We start from the raw sequence: 19644 nt of genomic DNA on the forward strand, positions 1-19644 counted from the left end.
GGACGCACCGCGCCCGGTGCGGGTCAGGCCACGCCGAACGTCGCCGGGTCCGGGCCCAGACGCCGGTCCTCGTTCAGGGCGCTGATCGCCGCGAGGTCCTCGTCGTCCAGGCTGAAGTCGAAGACGTCGATGTTCTCCCGGATCCGGGAGGGGGTCACCGACTTCGGGATCACGATGTTGCCGAGCTGGAGGTGCCAGCGCAGCACGATCTGGGCGGGCGTGCGGTTGTGCTTCTGCGCGATCGCCACGATCGCCGGGACCTCCAGCAGGCCCTTGCCCTGGCCGAGCGGCGACCAGGCCTCGGTGGCGATGCCCTGCTCCGCGTGGTACTCGCGGGCGGCGTGCTGCTGGAGGTGCGGGTGCAGCTCGATCTGGTTGACCGCCGGGATCACCGAGGACTCGGCGATCAGGCGCTCCAGGTGCTCGGGGAGGAAGTTGGAGGTGCCGATGGCCCGGACGCGCCCGTCGGCGAGCAGCTCCTCGAACGCCTTGTAGGAGTCGGTGAACTTCCCCCGGGCCGGCGTCGGCCAGTGGATCAGGTACAGGTCCACGTACTCCAGGCCGAGCTTGGCGAGCGACGCGTCGAAGGCGCGCAGCGTGGAGTCGTACCCGTGGTCGCTGTTCCAGAGCTTGGTGGTGACGAAGACCTCCTCGCGGGGAATCCCGGAGGCGGCGATGGCCTTGCCGGTGCCCTCCTCGTTGCGGTAGATCGCCGCTGTGTCGACGCTTCGGTACCCGGCCTCCAGCGCGGTGGCGACGGCCCGCTCCGCCTCGTCGTCCGGCACCTGCCAGACACCGAAGCCCAGCTGGGGCATCTCGACGCCGTTGTTGAGGATGATCGGGGGGACCTTGCTGCTCACGAGCTTCTCGATCCTTCGTTTGTCGTCCGGTGTTGCACCCATCGTCAACGATCACGGGCGCTGCCGCATTCCTGGTCGGCCGTTCCGGCCGGAACCGGCCCCGTCGGTGCGGGCGCCTCTCAGACCTGGTACAAGGCCTCCACCTCGGCGGCGTACGCGTTCTCGATGGCCCTGCGCTTGAGCTTCAGGGACGGGGTCAGCAGCCCGTGCTCCTCGGTGAACGGCTGGGCCAGGACACGGAAGGTGCGGATCGACTCGGCCTGCGAGACCAGCGTGTTGGCGGCGACCACCGCACGGCGGACCTCGGTCTCCAGATCGGGGTCGTGCACCAGCCGGGCCGCCGGCATCCGCGGCTTTCCGCGCATCTCTAGCCAGTGCTCGACGGCCTCCTGGTCGAGCGTGACCAGCGCGGCGACGAAGGGGCGGTCGTTGCCGACGACGATGCACTGGGCGACCAGCGGGTGGTCGCGCACCCGCTCCTCCAGCAGTCCCGGCGCCACGCTCTTGCCGCCGGAGGTCACCAGGATCTCCTTCTTGCGGCCGGTGATCGTCAGATAGCCGTCCTCGTCGAGGGAGCCGAGGTCGCCGGTGGCCAGCCAGCCGTCGTGCAGCGCCTGGTCGGTGGCCTTCTCGTTGTGGAGGTAGCCCTGGAAGACGTTGCCGCCGCGCAGCCAGATCTCGCCGTCGTCGGCGATGTGCACGGTGGTGCCCGGGATGGGCTGCCCGACCGTGCCGTAGCGGGTGCGCTCGGGCGGGTTGGCGGTGGCCGCCGCGGTGGTCTCGGTCAGCCCGTAGCCCTCGTAGATCTGCACGCCCGCGCCCGCGAAGAACAGGCCGAGCCGGCGGTCCATCGCCGAGCCGCCGGACATCGCGTTGCGGATCCTGCCGCCCATCGCGGCGCGCACCTTGGAGTACACGAACGTGTCGAAGAACTGGTGCTGCATCCGCAGGGCGGCCGAGGGTCCCGGGCCGATGCCCCACGCCTTGGCCTCGACGGCGTCCGCGTACTTCACGGCGACCTCGACGGCCTTCTCGAACGGCCCGTCCCTGCCCTCCTTCTCCGCCTTGCGGCGGGCCGCGCCGAACACCTTCTCGAAGATGTACGGCACCGCCAGGATGAACGTCGGCCGGAACGCCTGGAGGTCGGGCAGCAGCGCGGCGGCGCTGAGCTGGGGCTGGTGGCCGAAACGGACCTTGCCGCGGATCGCGGCGACCTCCACCATCCGGCCGAAGACATGGGCGAGCGGCAGGAACAGCAGCGTCGCCGCCTCGTCGCCCTTCCTGCTGTGGAACACCGGCTCCCAGCGCTCGATGACCGTGTCCGCCTCGTACATGAAGTTGCCGTGCGACAGGACGCAGCCCTTGGGCCGGCCGGTGGTGCCGGAGGTGTAGATGACGGTCGCGACCGAGTCCGGGGTGACCGCCTCCCGGTGCCGGTGCACCACGGCGTCGTCGATGTGCGCGCCCGCGTCGTACAACTGCCGCACGATGCCGGTGTCCAACTGCCACAGCAGGCGCAGCCGCGGGAGCCGGTCGATGACGGTGGCGATCGTCATCGCGTGCTCCTCGTGCTCCACGACCGCCGCGGTGACCTCGGCGTCGTACAGCGTCCAGAAGCACTGCTCCGCCGAGGCGGTGGGGTAGAGCGGCACCACCTGGGCGCCGATCGTCCACAGGGCGAAGTCGAACAGCGTCCACTCGTAGCGGGTACGGGACATGATGGCGACGCGGTCGCCGAAGCGGATGCCCTGGGAGAGCAGCCCCTTGGCGAGGGCCAGCACCTCGTCGCGGAACTCGGCGGAGGTCACGTCCCGCCATCTGCCGAACTCGTCCTTGCGGCCGAGCGCGATGTGGAGCGGGTCGTCCTGGGCATGCTGGAAGACGACGTCGGCCAGTCCGCCCACCGGCGGTGGCAACGTCGACGGAGGGCTGGTGAACTCGCGCAAAGCCCGCTCCCGTTCCTTGTGACGCTCCGCACAGCGCCGTGAAAGCTACCCCAGCGCGGCACGGGGCGGCAGGGCCCGCGAAGGCCTCCGCCGCCCCCGCGGACGACGGAAATGCGCTCACAAGGGGAAGGGTCGGACAGGTTTCCTTACGGATGAGTAAGGTTCGGTGCCGTTATCTCCACCGAATCTGTACTGCCCGCTTACGGCCCTCGGGACGGTCCGCCCCGGGGAGGGGCGCGTTTCAGCCGACTCCCCGCCGGTGGAGTCGGTCGCCGCTGGACAGGATGGCGGTGGCCAGGGCGTCGGCCGCGTGGTGGGGGGTGTCGTGGCGGCGGCCGTGGACGAGGACGAAGTCGACCCCGCCCAGTTCCGGCAGGCCCGCGCGGTCCGGGACGCGTACCAGGCCCGGCGGGATCAGGCCGCGCGAGTGGGCCATCACGCCCAGGCCCGCGCGGGCGGCGGCGATCAGGCCGTTGAGGCTGCCGCTGGTGCAGGCGACGCGCCACGGCCGGCCCTGGCGCTCCAGGGCCTCGAGGGCGAGGGCCCGGGAGATGCCGGGCGGCGGGTAGACGATGAGCGGCACCGGCCGGTCGGGGTCGAGGCGCAGCCGCTCGGCGCCGATCCAGACCATGCGGTCGCGCCAGACCGGTTCGCCGGCCGGGTCCTCGGGGCGCCGCTTGGCCAGCACCAGGTCCAGCTTTCCGGCGGCGAGTAGTTCGTGCAGGATGCCCGACAGCTCCACCGTCAGCTCCAGGTCGACTTCGGGATGCTCCGAGCGGAAGCCCGCCAGGACCTCCGGCAGCCGGGTCAGCACGAAGTCCTCCGACGCGCCGAACCGCAGCCGGCCGCGCACCCGGGCGCCGGTGAAGAACGCCGTCGCCTGCTCGTGCACCTGGAGGATCCTGCGCGCGAAGCCCAGCATCGCCTCGCCGTCCTCGGTCAGCTCCACCGAGTGGGTGTCGCGGGAGAACAGCAGCCTGCCGGTCGCGCCCTCCAGCCGGCGCACATGCTGGCTGACGGTCGACTGGCGCAGCCCGAGCCGCCGCGCGGCCCCCGTGAAGCTGAGGGTCTGGGCGACGGTCAGGAAGGTGCGCAGCTGGGCGGGGTCGTACACGAGGCCACCGTACCGCGGTCATCATGAGATGCGATGACAGTCAGAGCGGTATGACGGATTCCCGATCAGCGCGGTGAGGAGCACGATGGAGAGGGGACCCGTGGTCCCGTAGCGCACGGGCGTGACGGCGTCCGTACCGACCCCAGAGCACGAGCAAGTGGAGCACCGTGAATCGCCTGCGCCGGACGAACCTGCCGATCGACCCGTACATCGTCCTGCTGCTGGCGACGGTGGGCATCGCGGCACTCCTCCCGGCCCGCGGCTCGGCCGCCCATGTGGCCTCGGGCGCCTCGACCGCCGCGATCGCCCTGCTGTTCTTCCTCTACGGCGTTCGTCTCTCCACCCGCGAGGCGCTGGACGGACTGAAGCACTGGCGGCTGCATGTCACGGTCCTGGCCTGCACCTTCGTGCTCTTCCCGCTGCTCGGCCTCGCCGCCGGCGGGCTGGTCCCGGTGCTGCTGAACCAGCCCCTCTACCAGGGCCTGCTCTTCCTCACCCTGGTCCCGTCGACCATCCAGTCGTCGATTGCGTTCACCTCCATCGCCCGCGGCAACGTGCCCGCCGCGATCTGCGCCGGCTCCTTCTCCTCGCTGGTCGGCATCATCCTCACCCCGCTGCTCGCGGCGGTGCTGCTCGGCAGCGGCGGCGGCGGCTTCTCCGGGCACTCGCTGGTCACGATCGTGCTGCAACTGCTCGTGCCGTTCGTCGCCGGGCAGCTCCTCAGGCCGTGGATCGGCGGTTTCGTAACACGGCACAAGAAGGTCCTCGGGCTGGTCGACCGCGGCTCGATCCTGCTCGTCGTCTACACCGCGTTCAGCGAGGGCATGGTGCGCGGCATCTGGCACCAGGTCAGTCCCGTACGGCTCGGCGGGCTGCTCGTCGTCGAGGCCCTGCTGCTCGCCGTGATGCTCGCCCTGACCTGGTACGGCACCCGGGCGCTGGGGTTCTCCCGCGAGGACCGCATCGCCGTGCAGTTCGCGGGCTCGAAGAAGTCGCTGGCCTCCGGACTGCCCATGGCGAGCGTCCTGTTCGGCGCCCATGCCTCGCTCGCCGTGCTGCCGCTGATGCTCTTCCACCAGATGCAGCTCATGGTGTGCGCGGTGATCGCCAAGCGGCGGGCACGCGACCCCGAGGCCCGGGAGGAGACTGCCGGGCGGGCACCGGCCGCGGCGTCACGCACCGCGGTCGGCACGGCGGACCGGCCCCGCTGACACCGCCCGCGCTGACACCTGCCTCGCTTGCGGATGCGACGCCCCCGGGCGGGTCAGCCGTGGGCGGCCGCCTCCCGCAGGGCGATCCGCTCCGCGCCCGCGTACACGTTCATGGAACTGCCCCGCAGGAATCCCACCAGCGTCAGTCCCGTCTCCGCGGCCAGGTCCACCGCCAGGGACGACGGCGCGGAGACGGCCGCCAGGACCGGGATGCCCGCCATGACGGCCTTCTGTGCCAGCTCGAAGGACGCGCGTCCGGAGACCAGCAGGATCGTGCGGGACAGGGGCAGGTCGCCGTGCTGGAGGGCGCGGCCGATCAGCTTGTCGACCGCGTTGTGCCGGCCGACGTCCTCCCGTATGTCCAGCAGTTCGCCGTCCTCGTCGAACAGGGCCGCCGCGTGCAGCCCCCCGGTGCGGTCGAAGACGCGCTGGGCGGCCCGCAGCCGGTCGGGCAGGCTCGCCAGCAGTTCGGGACCGATCCGCAGCGGGGGCGTGTCGGAGATCGGCCAGCGGGCCGTCGTACGGACCGCGTCCAGGCTCGCCTTGCCGCACAGGCCGCACGACGAGGTCGTGTACACATTGCGTTCGAGGGTGATGTCGGGCAGGACGACGTCCGGCGCGGTCCTCACATCCACCACGTTGTACGTGTTCCCCCCTCCCCCAAGCTCTCGGCTTCGCTCGAGCAGGGAGGGACCCCCACCCGTCGCCCCTGCGCAGTACACGATGTTCACCAGGTCGGAGGCGGCGCCCAGGACACCCTCGCTCACCAGGAACCCGGCCGCCAGCGCGAAGTCGTCACCCGGAGTGCGCATGGTGATCGCGAGCGGCTTGCCGTTCAGCCGGATCTCCAGCGGCTCCTCGGCGACCAGCGTGTCGGGGCGGGACGAGACGGCTCCGTCCCGGATCCGGATCACCTTGCGTCGTTCCGTGACTCGTCCCATGTCCTGATCAGCCTCGGTTCTCTGCGCTCTCCGGCCGAAGCGGCCCTGACGACCTCCATTGTCCTGCACGTTCGGCGCGGGATCGCGGCACGCCTGCATACTGTCGGCGATGTATTGTCGACCGTTTCGCTCGGGCGGGCAAGGGCCCCTGGTGGGGACGGTGGTTTCCGTCTGACGGAAGCCGACAAGCGGGGCCCGTCAATCCTGTGACTTCACCTGCCGCCTTACCGGTGAGTCACTCATCAGACTGGTGAATTCCCACTACCCACGGCCACGAGGGGGATCTCCCATGAACGGCTCGCGCATCACCGCCGTCGGTCACTACCAGCCCGCCAAGGTGCTCACCAACGAGGACCTGGAGGGCATCGTGGCGACCAGCGACGAGTGGATCAGGAGCCGGGTGGGCATCCGGACGCGGCACATCGCGGGGCCCGACGAGCCGGTCGACGAACTCGCCGCGCACGCCGCCGCCAAGGCGCTCGCGTCGGCCGGGCTCACGCCCGGCGACATCGACCTGGTGCTGGTCGCCACCTCCACGGCCACGGACCGCTCCCCGAACACCGCCGCCCGTGTCGCCGCCCGGCTCGGCGTACCGCGGCCGGCCGCGATGGACGTCAACGTCGTGTGCGCGGGCTTCACCCACGCCCTGGCCACCGCCGACCACACCGTGCGCGCGGGGGCCGCGACCCGCGCCCTGGTCATCGGCGCCGACAAGATGTCCGACGTGGCCGACTGGACCGACCGCACGACCTGCGTGCTCGTCGGCGACGGAGCCGGGGCCGCCGTGGTCGAGGCATGCCGGCCGGGCGAGGAGCCCGGGATCGGGCCGGTGCTGTGGGGCTCGGTGCCCGAGATGGGGCGCGCGGTGCGGATCGAGGGCACGCCGCCGCGGTTCGCGCAGGAGGGGCAGAGCGTCTACCGCTGGGCCACCACGCAGTTGCCGCCGCTTGCCCGGCAGGCCTGCGAGCGGGCCGGACTCGCGCCCGAGGAACTCGCCGCGGTCGTCCTGCACCAGGCCAACCTGCGCATCATCGAGCCGCTCGCCGCGAAGCTGGGAGCCGTCAACGCCGTGGTCGCCCGTGACGTCAGCGAGTCCGGCAACACCTCGGCCGCGAGTGTCCCGCTGGCCCTGTCCAAGCTCATCGAACGGGGCGAGGTGAGCACGGGCGACCCGGTGCTGCTGTTCGGCTTCGGCGGCAATCTGTCCTACGCCGGGCAGGTCGTGCGCTGCCCGTGAGGCGGCCGGTGGAGTCGCGCGCGCGTGCGGGTGCGCCGGGCCGCACGCGCGTGCGTGCGAGCGGACGGCGGTGAAGACGCGTGCTACGCGCGCGCGTGCGCGTGACGCGCCCGACATCCGCTGATCGCGGCGACTGTGCATCGTAGACTGTAGACGAACGGCTCATCGACGCTCTGCCGAGTGTCAAGGACCCGGCCGTCCGCCTGCTGCGCACGCGCCCGGCCGAGGAGGGGACCGCGATGTCGTCGACAGGACTGCCGCAGGGGGCGGTGCCCCGGCTCGAGCGCCCCGGCCCGCTGCGCGAGCGCGTCTACGAGGCCCTGCTGGAGCTCATCATCACCCGCGCCCTCCAGCCGGGCCGGCACCTCGTCGAGAGCGAACTCGCCGGGCACCTCGGCGTCTCCCGGCAGCCGGTGCGCGAGGCGCTCCAGCGCCTCAACACCGAAGGGTGGGTCGATCTGCGGCCCGCCCAGGGCGCGTTCGTGCACGAGCCGACGGAGCAGGAGGCCGACCAGCTCCTCAGTGTGCGCATGCTCCTGGAGGCCGAGGCGGCCCGGCTCGCGGCCGTCAACGCGGACCCCGACGGCGTCGCCGCTCTGGAGGAGCTGGTGGCGCAGGGGTTCGAGGCCGTCGCCGCTGACGACGTGGACACGGCCGTCGCCCTGAACGCCCGCTTCCACGCCAGGGTCGTGGAGCTGGCCGGCAACGCGGTGCTCGCCGAACTCGCCGCCCAGGTCGACCGCCGGGTGCGCTGGTACTACACCCCGGTGGCCCGGCAGCGCGGACGCCAGTCCTGGATCGAGCACCGGGCGCTCATCGAGGCGATCGCCGACCGCGACGAGCAGGGCGCCACCCGCCTGATGCGCGAACACACGGAGCACACCCGCAGGTCGTACCACGGCCGGTCCAGGCCCTGATTGCCACGAGGACCCGGCTCGGACCCTCGCTCGGCGCCGCCAACTTTGTCCTGTCGGTGGGAAAAGTTGGCGGCAATCCATGCGCAACTTCTTCCCAGTTCCGGCAGTCGCTGCTACGTTCCTTTCTCAAGCAGGCGGCCAAGTGGCCGGAATTCCCCTGTGCACAGGCCGAATTGAGGCGGGGAGGGGCACGTGAGACGTATGACGGCACGACCCGCCAACACCCATCAGGCCCGGCTGCTGAAGCTGCTGCGTGACGGGGGACCCAGCTCCCGGGCCCAACTCGGCGACCGCGTCGAGCTGTCCCGGTCGAAGCTGGCCGTGGAGGTGGACCGGCTCCTGGAGACGGGACTCGTCGTCGCCGACGGGCTCGCCGCCTCGCGCGGCGGCCGCCGCTCCCACAACGTCCGGCTCGCCCCCGAACTGCGCTTCCTCGGCGTCGACATCGGCGCGACCTCGGTCGACGTCGCGGTCACCAACGCCGAACTGGAAGTGCTCGGACACCTCAACCAGCCGCTGGACGTACGCGAGGGACCCGTCGCCGTCTTCGAGCAGGTCCTCGCCATGGCCGCGAAGCTGCGGGCCTCGGGGCTCGCGGAGGGCTACGACGGCGCCGGCATCGGCGTCCCCGGTCCCGTCCGCTTCCCGCAGGGCGTCCCCGTGGCACCCCCGATCATGCCGGGCTGGGACGGCTTCCCCGTGCGGGAGGCGCTCAGCCAGGAACTCGGCTGCCCGGTCATGGTCGACAACGACGTGAACCTCATGGCGATGGGGGAGCAGCACGCGGGCGTCGCCCGCTCCGTGGGCGACTTCCTCTGCGTCAAGATCGGCACCGGCATCGGCTGCGGCATCGTCGTCGGCGGCGAGGTCCACCGCGGCACGACCGGCAGCGCGGGCGACATCGGGCACATCCAGGCCGTGCCCGACGGACGCCCGTGCGTCTGCGGCAACCAGGGCTGTCTGGAGGCCCACTTCAGCGGCGCCGCCCTCGCCCGTGACGCGCTGGAGGCGGCCCAGCAGGGCCGGTCGGCCGAGCTCGCGACCCGGCTGGAGGCGAACGGCGCCCTCACCGGCGTCGACGTGGCCGCCGCGGCCGCCGCGGGCGACGCCACCTGCCTCGGTCTGATCCGGGACGGCGGCACCCGCACCGGCCAGGTCATCGCCGGACTCGTCTCCTTCTTCAACCCCGGTCTCGTGGTGATCGGCGGTGGGGTCACCGGCCTCGGCCACACCCTGCTCGCCGCGATCCGCACCCAGGTCTACCGCCAGTCGCTGCCCCTGGCGACCGGCAACCTGCCCATCGTCCTGGGCGAGTTGGGGCCCGCCGCCGGAGTCATTGGCGCGGCCCGGCTCATCAGCGACCACCTGTTCTCGCCGGCCTGACCGGCGCGCACCATCTCGCACCACCGCGCACCGCCCCGCACCACCGGTACACCCCGCAGCACCCGCACACAGCACGGCACCACCACCAGTACGCCCCGCGAACATCAGCCCCGCGCACACCAATCCGTCCCGTGTACATCAGCCACGCGTACGTCAGCCCTGCCCTGAGACCGGCCGAATCCGCCGAGGGGAACCACCATGGCTCCAGAACCACCCCTGCTCAGCATGTCCGGCATCACCAAGTCGTTCCCCGGAGTCCGTGCCCTGGACGGAGTCGACCTGGAGGTACAGGCCGGAGAGGTGCACTGCCTGCTCGGCCAGAACGGCGCCGGGAAGTCCACCCTCATCAAGGTCCTCGCCGGGGCCCACCAGCCCGACGACGGGACGATCGTCTGGCGGGGCGAGCCCACCACCCTGAAGTCCCCGATCGCCGCCATGAGCCTGGGCATCGCCACCATCTACCAGGAACTCGACCTGGTGGGACACCTGTCCGTGGCCGAGAACGTCTTCCTCGGCCACGAACCCACCACCGCCGGCTTCGTCGTCCGCGGCCGCGAGGCCCGTGCCGCCACCGCCGTCCTCCTCAAGCGGCTCGGCCACCCCGAGATCGACCCGGCCCGGCTCGTCGGCGACCTCTCCGCCGCCCAGCAGCAGGTCGTCTCCATGGCCCGGGCCCTCTCCCACGACGTCCGGCTCATCGTCATGGACGAACCGTCCGCCGCCCTCGACCCCGACGAGGTCGACAACCTCTTCCGCATCGTCGGCGACCTCACCGCCGACGGCGTCGCCGTCGTCTACATCTCCCACCGCCTGGAGGAGATCCGCCGCATCGGCGACCGGGTCACCGTCCTCAAGGACGGCCGCGCCGTCGCCGGCGGACTGCCCGCCGAGTCCACCCCGACCCGCGAGATCGTCTCCCTGATGACGGGGCGCAACGTCGAGTACGTCTTCCCGCCGCGCCCGACGGCCGACACCGGGCACCACCCGCCCGTCCTCACCGTCGAAGGACTCGCCCGCGACGGCGAGTTCGCCCCCCTCGACCTCGAACTGCGGCCCGGCGAGATCGTCGGGCTCGCCGGACTCGTCGGCTCCGGCCGCTCCGAGATCCTGGAGACCATCTACGGCGCCCGCAGACCCAGCGCCGGCCGCGTCCTCGTCGACGGCACCCCTCTGCGCCCCGGCAGCGTGCGCTCCGCCGTCCGCGCCGGACTCGGACTCGCGCCCGAGGAACGCAAGGCCCAGGCCCTGCTGATGATGGAGTCCGTCACCCGCAACGTCAGCGTCTCCACGCTGTCCCGCTTCGCCCGCGGCGGCTGGCTCGACCGGCGCGCCGAACGGACCGCGGCCCGGCAGGCCACCCGCGAACTCTCCCTGCGCCCCGACAACCCCGACGCCCCGGTGCGCACCCTCTCCGGCGGCAACCAGCAGAAGGCGGTCCTCGCCCGCTGGCTGCTGCGCGGCTGCCGCGTCCTGCTCCTCGACGAACCCACCCGCGGCGTCGACGTCGGCGCCCGCGCCGAGCTGTACGCGGTGGTGCGCCGCCTCGCCGACGAGGGCCTGGCCGTGCTGCTGGTCTCCAGCGAGGTGCCCGAGGTGCTCGGCCTCGCCGACCGCGTCCTGGTGCTCCGCGAAGGGGCCGTCGTCCACACGGCGCCCGCCCGCGAGCTGGACGAACACCGCGTACTCGACCTGGTGATGGAAGGAAGCCCCGTGTCCACGCAGTCCGTAACCGAGGAAGGGAGCGCGACGTCATGACGCACCCCGCCACCCCGGCCCAGCCGGGCGGACCCGATGCCGGGCCGTCCTCCGCCGCCCGCGCGGACGCCCCGGCCGGCGGCGCCGGCCCGCTGCGCGTCCTGTGGGCCCGCGCCGACGTGCGCACCCTGTCGCTGCTCGGCGTGCTCGCCGTCCTCGTCCTCATCGGCGGCATCACCAAACCCGACGCGTTCCTGGACACCCGCAACCTGCAACTGGTGCTCACCCAGTCGTCCATCATCGGCGTCGTCACCGTCGGGATGACCTTCGTCATCATGAGCGGCGGCATCGACCTGTCCGTCGGCGCGATCGTCGGCCTCGCCTCCGTGTGGGCCACCACCGTCGCCACCCAGGAGTACGGCTTCGCGGGCGTGCTGTTCACCGCGGTGCTCGTCGGCGTCGGGTGCGGTCTCGTCAACGGCGTCCTCATCGCGTACGGCGGCATGGTCCCGTTCATCGCGACCCTCGCCATGCTCGCCTCCGCACGCGGTCTCGCCCTGCAGATCACCGGCGGCAAGACCCAGATGGTCACCATCGACGGCGTCCTGAGCCTCGGTGAACGCGACTCCTACATCCTCGGCGTGCCGCCGCTGGTCCTCATCTTCGCCGCCGTCACCGTCATCGGCTGGCTCGTGCTGAACCGCACCACGTTCGGGCGGCGCACCGTCGCCGTCGGCGGCAACGCCGAGGCGGCACGCCTCGCGGGCATCGACGTCCGCCGCCAGCGCCTCTACCTCTACCTGCTGTCCGGGCTGTGCTGCGGCATCGCGGCCTTCCTGCTGATCGTCCTGACCGGCTCCGGCCAGAACACCAACGGCAACCTGTACGAACTCGACGCCATCGCCGCCGCGATCATCGGCGGGACCCTGCTGAGCGGTGGGCGGGGCACCATCGTCGGCTCCGTCCTCGGCGTCCTGATCTTCATCACGATCAGCAACATCTTCGCCCTGAACAACCTGGAGACCGCTGTCCAGCAGATCGCCAAGGGCGCCATCATCGTCGCCGCCGTCCTCGTCCAGCGGCGCACCGCCTCCACCTCGTAGCCCAGCCGAGCCGCCCGCTCCGTACGCCCTCAACGGAAAGGCCATCGCCATGCCCCAGACACCGAGCCGCAGAGGTCTGCTCTTCGGCGGCGCCGCCGTCGGCGCCACAGCCTTCCTCGCCTCCTGCACCAGCAACGAGCCCAAGAACGACAAGCCCGCGGCGAACGACCAGCCGGCCGCCGACGACCAGCCCGGCAAGGCGGTCACCATCGGCTTCGCTGGCCCCCAGGCCGACCACGGCTGGCTCAACGCGATCAACGAGAACGCCAAGAGCCGCGCCAAGAAGTACTCCGACGTCACCCTGGAGATCACCGAGGGCTCCAACGACACCGCCGCGCAGATCGGGCAGATCGAGACCCTCATCAACAAGAAGGTCGACGTCCTGGTGATCCTGCCCGCCGACGGCAAGGCACTCACCCAGGTCGGACTGAAGGCGATGCGCGCGGGCATCCCCGTCGTCAACCTCGACCGGGTCTTCAACTCCCCGCAGGCGTACCGCTGCTGGATCGGCGGCGACAACTACGGGATGGGCTTCAACGCCGGGCAGTACATCGGCGAGCAGCTCAAGGGCAAGTCGAACGCGAAGGTCGTCGAACTGGCCGGCCTGGACAACCTGGAGCTGACCAAGCAGCGCAGCCAGGGCTTCGACGACGCGCTGAAGAACTACCCCAACATCACCAAGGTGGCGCGCCAGGCGGCCGAGTTCACCGTCGAGTCCGGCCAGTCGAAGATGGCCCAGCTCCTCCAGGCGCAGAAGCACATCGACGCGCTGTGGAACCACGACGACGACCAGGGCGTCGGCGCGCTGCGCGCCATCGAGCAGGCCGGGCGCGACGAGTTCCTCATGGTCGGCGGCGCCGGAGCGCTCTCCGCGTTCGAACAGATCAAACAGGACAAGGGCGTCCTGAAGGCCACCGTGCTGTACCCGCCCACGATGGCCGCGTCCGCCATCGACCTCGCCCGCGCGCTGGGCCAGGGCAAGGGCGTGTCCGGGATGGCGGAGTTCGAGATCCCGGCGTCCATCACCCTGTACTCGGCCGTGGTCGACAAGACCAACGTGGACCAGTACATGCCCACCGGCTTCAAGTGATGGGCGCCGCCAACCCCCCACCTCGCAATCACGGCGTCCGGAACGCCGCTGCGAAAGCTGATGAGAAGGAGTTATCGGTATGGGCCTGAAGGGACAGTCGGAGCAGGCCGAGAGCGAGCCCGCGGCCGGGAAGCCTCCGCTGCGTGTCGGCATGGTCGGATACGCCTTCATGGGCGCCGCCCACTCCCAGGGCTGGCGCACCGTGGGCCGCGTCTTCGACCTGCCGCACCGGCCCGTACTGGCCGTCGTCGCCGGGCGTGACGGGGCGGCCGTGCGGGGCGCGGCCGCCCGGCTCGGCTGGGCCGAGGCCGAGACCGACTGGCGCGCTCTGATCGCCCGCGACGACGTCGACCTCGTCGACATCTGCACCCCGGGCGACAGCCATGCGGAGATCGCCGTGGCCGCCCTGGAGGCGGGCAAGCACGTGCTCTGCGAGAAACCCCTCGCCAACTCGGTCGAGGAGGCGCGGGCGATGACCGAGGCGGCCGAGCGGGCGCGGGCCCGCGGCCAGGTCGCCATGGTCGGCTTCAACTACCGGCGGCTGCCGGCGACCGCCCTGGCCCGCCGCATGGTCGCCGAGGGCCGCCTCGGCACCCTGCGGCACGTACGGGTCAGTTATCTCCAGGACTGGCTCGTCGACCCGGAGTTCCCGCTGACCTGGCGGCTGCGCAAGGACGCGGCGGGCTCCGGCGCGCTCGGCGACCTGGGCGCCCACATCGTCGACCTCGCCCAGTACCTCGCGGGCGAGCCGATCACCGGGGTGTCCGCGGTCACCGAGACCTTCGTCCGGGAGCGCCCGCTGCCGGCCGGCGCGGTGGCCGGGCTCACCGGCGTCGGCGGCGGCGGCCGGGGGGAGGTCACCGTCGACGACGCGGCCCTGTTCACCGCCCGGTTCGGCTCGGGCGCACTCGCCTCCTTCGAGGCGACCCGGTTCGCCTCCGGCCGCAAGAACGCGCTGCGCATCGAGCTCAACGGCTCGCTCGGCTCGCTCGCGTTCGACCTGGAGCGGCTCAACGAGCTCTCGTACCACGACCACACCGAACCCGGGGTGAGCGCGGGCTTCCGGCGGATCCTCGTCACCGAACCCGACCACCCCTACCTCGCGGCCTGGTGGCCGCCGGGCCACGGCCTGGGCTACGAGCACAGCTTCGTCCACCAGGCCCGCGACCTGGTGCTCGCGATCGCCGCGGGCACCGCGCCCGAACCGTCCTTCGCCGACGGGCTCCAGGTCCAGCGCGTCCTGGGCGCCGTCGAGGAGAGCGCGGCGAAGAATTCCCTCTACACGCCCGTCCCGGTCTAGGGAGGCCCGGTCATGCCACGCTCGTTCACCCTGTTCACCGGCCAGTGGGCCGACCTCCCGCTGGAGGAGGTCTGCCGGCTGGCCCGCGACTTCGGCTACGACGGACTCGAACTGGCCTGCTGGGGCGATCACTTCGAGGTCGACAAGGCACTGGCCGACCCCGCCTACCTCGACGGGCGGCGCGCGCTGCTCGACAAGTACGGCCTCAAGTGCTGGGCGATCTCCAACCACCTGGTCGGCCAGGGAGTCTGCGACCACCCGATCGACGAACGCCACCGGGGCATCCTGCCGGCCCGGATCTGGGGCGACGGGGAGCCCGAGGGCGTACGGCGGCGGGCCGCAGCGGAGTTGAAGGACACGGCGCGGGCGGCGGCCGCGTTCGGCGTCGACACCGTCATCGGGTTCACCGGCTCCTCGATCTGGCACCTGGTCGCCATGTTCCCGCCCGTACCGCCCGGCATGATCGAACGCGGCTACGAGGACTTCGCCGAGCGCTGGAACCCGATCCTCGACGTGTTCGACGCCGAGGGCGTCCGCTTCGCCCACGAGGTCCACCCCGGTGAGATCGCCTACGACTACTGGACCACCCGTCAGGCCCTCGAAGCGGTCGACAACCGGCCCGCGTTCGGGCTGAACTTCGACCCGAGCCACTTCGTCTGGCAGGACCTCGACCCGGTCGGATTCCTGTGGGACTTCCGGGACCGGATCTACCACGTGGACTGCAAGGAGGCCCGTAAGCGCCTCGACGGGCGCAACGGCCGCCTCGGCTCCCACCTGCCGTGGGGCGACCCCCGGCGCGGATGGGACTTCGTCTCCGCCGGACACGGTGACGTGCCGTGGGAGGACGTCTTCCGGATGCTGCGGTCCATCGACTACACCGGCCCCGTGTCGGTGGAGTGGGAGGACGCCGGCATGGACCGGCTCCAGGGCGCCCCCGAGGCGCTGCGGCGGCTCAGGGAGTTCGACTTCGACCCGCCGAGCGCGTCGTTCGACGCGGCGTTCGGGAGCGAGTAGCTCCGCCGGTTCGGCGGGGGCGCGAGCGCCGTTCCGGGTGCTGTTCGTCCGCGGCTGCGGGGCCCGTAGTGGCTGGTCGCGCAGTTCCCCGCGCCCCTTTCGGGGCTGCGGGGCGCCCCCCGCTGCCCCGCTTTGTCCTGACACTGGAAAAAGACCAACTTCTCTACTGCGCAAGGACTACCCGACTCCGACAAAGCCAGCTACGGTCCCGGAGTTGTACAGGTCCCGCACATCTCCGGGGTGACGGCGCACCCCGGCGCATCGCAACCGCCCCGTACGACCCCCACCCTCCCGGAGGGATCTTCGTGCACAGGAAACGTCCCAGATTCCGCAAGGCACTCGCACTACTCACCGGCTCACTCCTCGCGGGCAGCTCGCTCGCGCTCGCCGCGCCGCCGGCGAGCGCCACCGGCCCGGATGCCACCAGACCGGCCGCGGCGGCCGCCGAGGACTTCCAGCAGGTCACCCTCGCCAAGGGCGCGGCCGAGGTCGGTGAACCGATGTCGCTGGCCGTGCTGCCGGACCGCAGCGTCCTGCACACCTCCCGCGACGGCACCCTGCGGCTGACCGACGCACAGGGCAACACGTCCGTCGCCGGCAAGCTGGCCGTCTACGACCACGACGAGGAAGGGCTTCAAGGCATCGGGATCGACCCCGACTTCGCCGAGAACCGCTTCGTCTACCTCTACTACGCACCGCCGTTGAACACCCCGCCCGGCGACGCGCCCGAGAACGGCACCGCCGCCGACTTCGCCCCCTTCGACGGCGCCAACCGGCTCTCCCGCTTCGTCCTGAAGCAGGACGGCACCCTCGACCTGGCCAGCGAGAAGAACGTCCTGGAGGTCAAGACCTCCCGCGGCATCTGCTGCCACGTCGGCGGTGACATCGACTTCGACAAGGACGGCAACCTCTACCTGTCGACCGGCGACGACTCCAACCCCTTCGCCTCCGACGGCTACGCCCCCATCGACGAGCGGTCGAACCGCAACCCGGCGTTCGACGCCCAGCGCACCTCGGCCAACACCAACGACCTGCGGGGCAAGATCCTGCGGATCAAGGTCAAGCCGGACGGCTCCTACGACATCCCCGAGGGCAACCTCTTCGCCCCGGGCACCCCGAAGACCCGTCCCGAGATCTACGCGATGGGCTTGCGCAACCCGTTCCGGTTCAGCATCGACAAGCCCACCGGCACCATCTACATCGGCGAGTACGGCCCGGACGCCGGCGCCGCCAGCCCCACCCGCGGCCCCGCCGGCATGGTCGAGTTCAACCGCGTGACCAAGCCCGGCAACTACGGCTGGCCCTACTGCGTCGGCAAGAACGAGGCGTACATCAAGTACGACTTCGCCACCAAGCAGTCCGGTGAGGCCTTCGACTGCTCGGCGCCGAAGAACACCTCGCCGAACAACACCGGCCTGGTCGACCTCCCGCCGGCCCAGCCGGCCTGGATCGACTACGACGGCGGTTCCATACCCGAGTTCGGCAACGGCTCCGAGTCCCCGATGGGCGGCCCGGTCTACCGCTACGACCCCGACCTGAAGTCCGCCGCCAAGTTCCCCGAGGCCTACGACGGGGACTTCTTCGCCGGTGAGTTCGGCCGCCGGTGGATCAAGCGGATCGAGCAGGACGACGACGGCACCGTCAAGTCCATCAACCCCTTCCCCTGGTCCGGCACCCAGGTGATGGACATGGCCTTCGGCCCGGACGGCGCCCTCTACGTCCTGGACTACGGCCTGTCCTGGTTCGGCGGCGACGAGAACTCCGCGCTGTACCGGATCGAGAACGTCACCAACGGGCACGCGCCGACCGTGACCGCCACATCCGACAGGACGTCGGGCAAGGCGCCCCTGAAGGTGTCCTTCTCCGCGGCAGGCAAGGACGCCGACGGCGACGCGCTCACCTACGGCTGGGACTTCGGTGACGGCACCACCGGCACCGGCGAGTCGGCCCAGCACACCTATCGCACCAACGGCACGTACACGGCCACCGTCACCGTGACGGACCCGACGGGCTACACCGCCACCGCCAACGTCCACGTGGTCGTCGGCAACACCGCGCCCACCGTCACCTTCCAGACCCCGGCCGACGGCGCCCTCTTCGAGTTCGGCGACACCATCCCGTTCAAGGTGAAGGTCACCGACCCCGAGGACAAGAAGATCGACTGCTCCAAGGTCACCGTCCGCTACATCCTCGGCCACGACAGCCACGGCCACCCGATCACCTCGGCCAACGGCTGCGAGGGCACCCTCACCGTGCCGGCCGACGCCGACCACGACCCCAACGCCAACATCTTCGGTGTCCTCGACGCCGAGTACACCGACAACGGCGGTGGTGGCCAGGAAGCGCTGACCACCCACGCCCGGATCGTGCTCCAGCCCCGCCAACGGCAGGCCGAGCACTTCAGCAACCAGAGCGGCATCCGCACCTACGACAAGACCGAGGCGCACGGCGGCAAGACCGTCGGCGACATCGACAACGGCGACTGGATCTCGTTCAAGCCGTACAACCTGAGCGGTGCCCAGACGCTCACCGCCCGGGTCTCCTCCGGCGGCGCCGGCGGCTACCTGGAGGTCCGCACCGGAGGTCCGAACGGCACCCTGCACGGCTCCGGGGTCGTCCCGGTGACCGGCGGCTGGGAGACCTTCCAGAGCATCGACATCCCGCTCAGCAAGCTGCCGAAGAAGACCACCGAGCTGTACCTGGTCTTCAAGGGCGGTGACGGAGCGCTCTTCGACGTCGACGACTTCAAGATCTCGGACAAGAAGCCCGCGAAGAACGACAAGCGCGTCCTCGTCTTCTCCAAGACGGCCGGATTCCGGCACGACTCGATCGAGACCGGCGTCCAGGCGCTGAAGGACCTCGGTGGACAGAGCGGCATCACCGTCGACGCCACCGAGGAGGCCAAGCAGTTCACCACCGCCAACCTCGCCCGCTACGACGCCGTCGTCTTCCTCTCCACCACCGGCGACGTCCTCAATGCCGACCAGCAGCAGGCGTTCGAGAAGTACGTCGCCGGAGGCGGCGGCTACATGGGTATCCACGCGGCCGCCGACACCGAGTACGACTGGCCGTTCTACGGCGGCCTGGTCGGCGCCTACTTCGACTCGCACCCGCAGATCCAGCAGGCCACCGTCCTGGTCCCCGAGCACGACCACCCGGCAACCAAGGACCTCGACGACACGTGGGAGCGCACCGACGAGTGGTACAACTACCGCTCCAACCCGCGTGACAGCGCCCGTGTCCTGGCCGCCCTGGACGAGACCTCCTACCAGGGCGGCAACATGAAGGGCGACCACCCGATCGCCTGGTGCCAGGCCTACCAGGGCGGGCGCTCCTTCTACACCGGCCTCGGCCACACGAAGGAGTCCTACGCCGAGGCCGGCTTCCGCAGTCACCTGCTCGGTGGCCTGAAGTACGCCACCGGCCAGGAGAAGGCCGACTGCAACCCGCGCAAGGCCTGACCACCGCCGCCCGCCAAGGGCGCCCGAAGCGGCGGCGGGCGAGAGACGCCGGACTCCCGCCCGCCGCCCCCAACCACCGGGGTCCGCAGACCCCTCCACGGGAACCTGCGCCCCGCCCCGAAGCCGTGCCCCGGCCCGGCACCCCGGCCCAGGCCGGGCCCTGGCTCCCACCGGGGCCCGGCCGGGACGGGACGGGGACGTGATGCCGGTGCCGGACTTCGGTCCGGCCCCGGCCTCGGCTCCCGGCTCCGATCCGGGCCGAGGTCCGATCACGGCCCTCGACCGAGGCCCACCTCGGCCAAGGCCCGGCCCGAACGGGAACGCTGTACCGGTTCCGGCCCGGACCACCGGACCTGAATCCGGCCCCGGGCC

Annotated in this window: 14 protein-coding genes; 10 read left to right on the forward strand and 4 right to left on the reverse strand. The window is 71.4% G+C overall.

Annotated elements, in window-relative coordinates; all coding sequences use genetic code 11:
• Window positions 1-23: 23 nt before the first annotated feature.
• From ACF09J_RS11355 to ACF09J_RS11365, 3 genes are all read right to left on the reverse strand, one after another.
• Complete coding sequence (locus ACF09J_RS11355; RefSeq protein ID WP_392305157.1) at window positions 24-860, reverse strand: aldo/keto reductase; 837 nt, start codon at window positions 858-860, stop codon at window positions 24-26.
• Between the two features lie 119 nt (window positions 861-979).
• Window positions 980-2806, reverse strand: a complete 1827-nt coding sequence (locus ACF09J_RS11360) for an AMP-dependent synthetase/ligase (protein WP_392305158.1) — start codon at window positions 2804-2806, stop codon at window positions 980-982.
• Between the two features lie 241 nt (window positions 2807-3047).
• Window positions 3048-3920, reverse strand: a complete 873-nt coding sequence (locus tag ACF09J_RS11365) for a LysR substrate-binding domain-containing protein (RefSeq protein WP_392305159.1) — start codon at window positions 3918-3920, stop codon at window positions 3048-3050.
• Window positions 3921-4111: 191 nt separating this feature from the next.
• Here ACF09J_RS11365 and ACF09J_RS11370 point away from each other — a divergent pair, with 191 nt between their 5' ends.
• A complete protein-coding gene (locus ACF09J_RS11370) occupies window positions 4112-5131 on the forward strand; it encodes a bile acid:sodium symporter family protein (protein ID WP_392305411.1) in 1020 nt (339 codons plus the stop codon).
• 53 nt (window positions 5132-5184) lie between these two features.
• Here the strand turns inward: ACF09J_RS11370 and fdhD are convergent, their stop codons facing one another.
• Entirely contained in the window at window positions 5185-6072 is an 888-nt protein-coding gene (fdhD, locus tag ACF09J_RS11375) for a formate dehydrogenase accessory sulfurtransferase FdhD (protein ID WP_392305160.1), read from the reverse strand.
• 289 nt (window positions 6073-6361) lie between these two features.
• Between fdhD and ACF09J_RS11380 the strand changes: the two genes are divergently transcribed.
• The 9 genes from ACF09J_RS11380 (at window position 6362) to ACF09J_RS11420 (ending at window position 19272) form a co-directional block, all read left to right on the forward strand.
• Window positions 6362-7309, forward strand: coding sequence for a beta-ketoacyl-ACP synthase III (locus ACF09J_RS11380; RefSeq protein ID WP_392305161.1), 948 nt, complete (start codon window positions 6362-6364; stop codon window positions 7307-7309).
• Between the two features lie 239 nt (window positions 7310-7548).
• On the forward strand, window positions 7549-8226 hold the full coding sequence (locus ACF09J_RS11385; RefSeq protein WP_392305162.1) for a GntR family transcriptional regulator: 678 nt from the start codon (window positions 7549-7551) through the stop codon (window positions 8224-8226).
• A gap of 201 nt (window positions 8227-8427) precedes the next feature.
• Window positions 8428-9609 (forward strand): ROK family protein, encoded by a 1182-nt coding sequence (locus tag ACF09J_RS11390; protein WP_392305163.1) that lies wholly within the window; start codon window positions 8428-8430, stop codon window positions 9607-9609.
• A gap of 198 nt (window positions 9610-9807) precedes the next feature.
• Window positions 9808-11364, forward strand: coding sequence for a sugar ABC transporter ATP-binding protein (locus ACF09J_RS11395; protein WP_392305164.1), 1557 nt, complete (start codon window positions 9808-9810; stop codon window positions 11362-11364).
• Window positions 11361-12407 (forward strand): ABC transporter permease, encoded by a 1047-nt coding sequence (locus ACF09J_RS11400; RefSeq protein WP_392305165.1) that lies wholly within the window; start codon window positions 11361-11363, stop codon window positions 12405-12407. The genes ACF09J_RS11395 and ACF09J_RS11400 overlap by 4 nt, the downstream gene beginning before the upstream one ends.
• A gap of 49 nt (window positions 12408-12456) precedes the next feature.
• A complete protein-coding gene (locus ACF09J_RS11405) occupies window positions 12457-13497 on the forward strand; it encodes a substrate-binding domain-containing protein (protein WP_392305166.1) in 1041 nt (346 codons plus the stop codon).
• A 79-nt stretch (window positions 13498-13576) separates the two neighbouring features.
• Window positions 13577-14797 carry a Gfo/Idh/MocA family protein gene (locus ACF09J_RS11410; RefSeq protein ID WP_392305167.1) on the forward strand — a complete coding sequence of 407 codons (1221 nt, stop codon included), beginning with the start codon at window positions 13577-13579 and terminating at the stop codon, window positions 14795-14797.
• Window positions 14798-14809: 12 nt separating this feature from the next.
• Window positions 14810-15811: a sugar phosphate isomerase/epimerase family protein gene (locus ACF09J_RS11415; protein ID WP_392305168.1), complete on the forward strand. Its 1002-nt coding sequence runs from the start codon at window positions 14810-14812 to the stop codon at window positions 15809-15811.
• Between the two features lie 305 nt (window positions 15812-16116).
• Window positions 16117-19272: a ThuA domain-containing protein gene (locus ACF09J_RS11420; protein WP_392305169.1), complete on the forward strand. Its 3156-nt coding sequence runs from the start codon at window positions 16117-16119 to the stop codon at window positions 19270-19272.
• Window positions 19273-19644 lie beyond the last annotated feature (372 nt).

It is taken from the genome of Streptomyces sp. NPDC014889 (assembly GCF_043081205.1).
Lineage (GTDB): Bacteria > Actinomycetota > Actinomycetes > Streptomycetales > Streptomycetaceae > Streptomyces.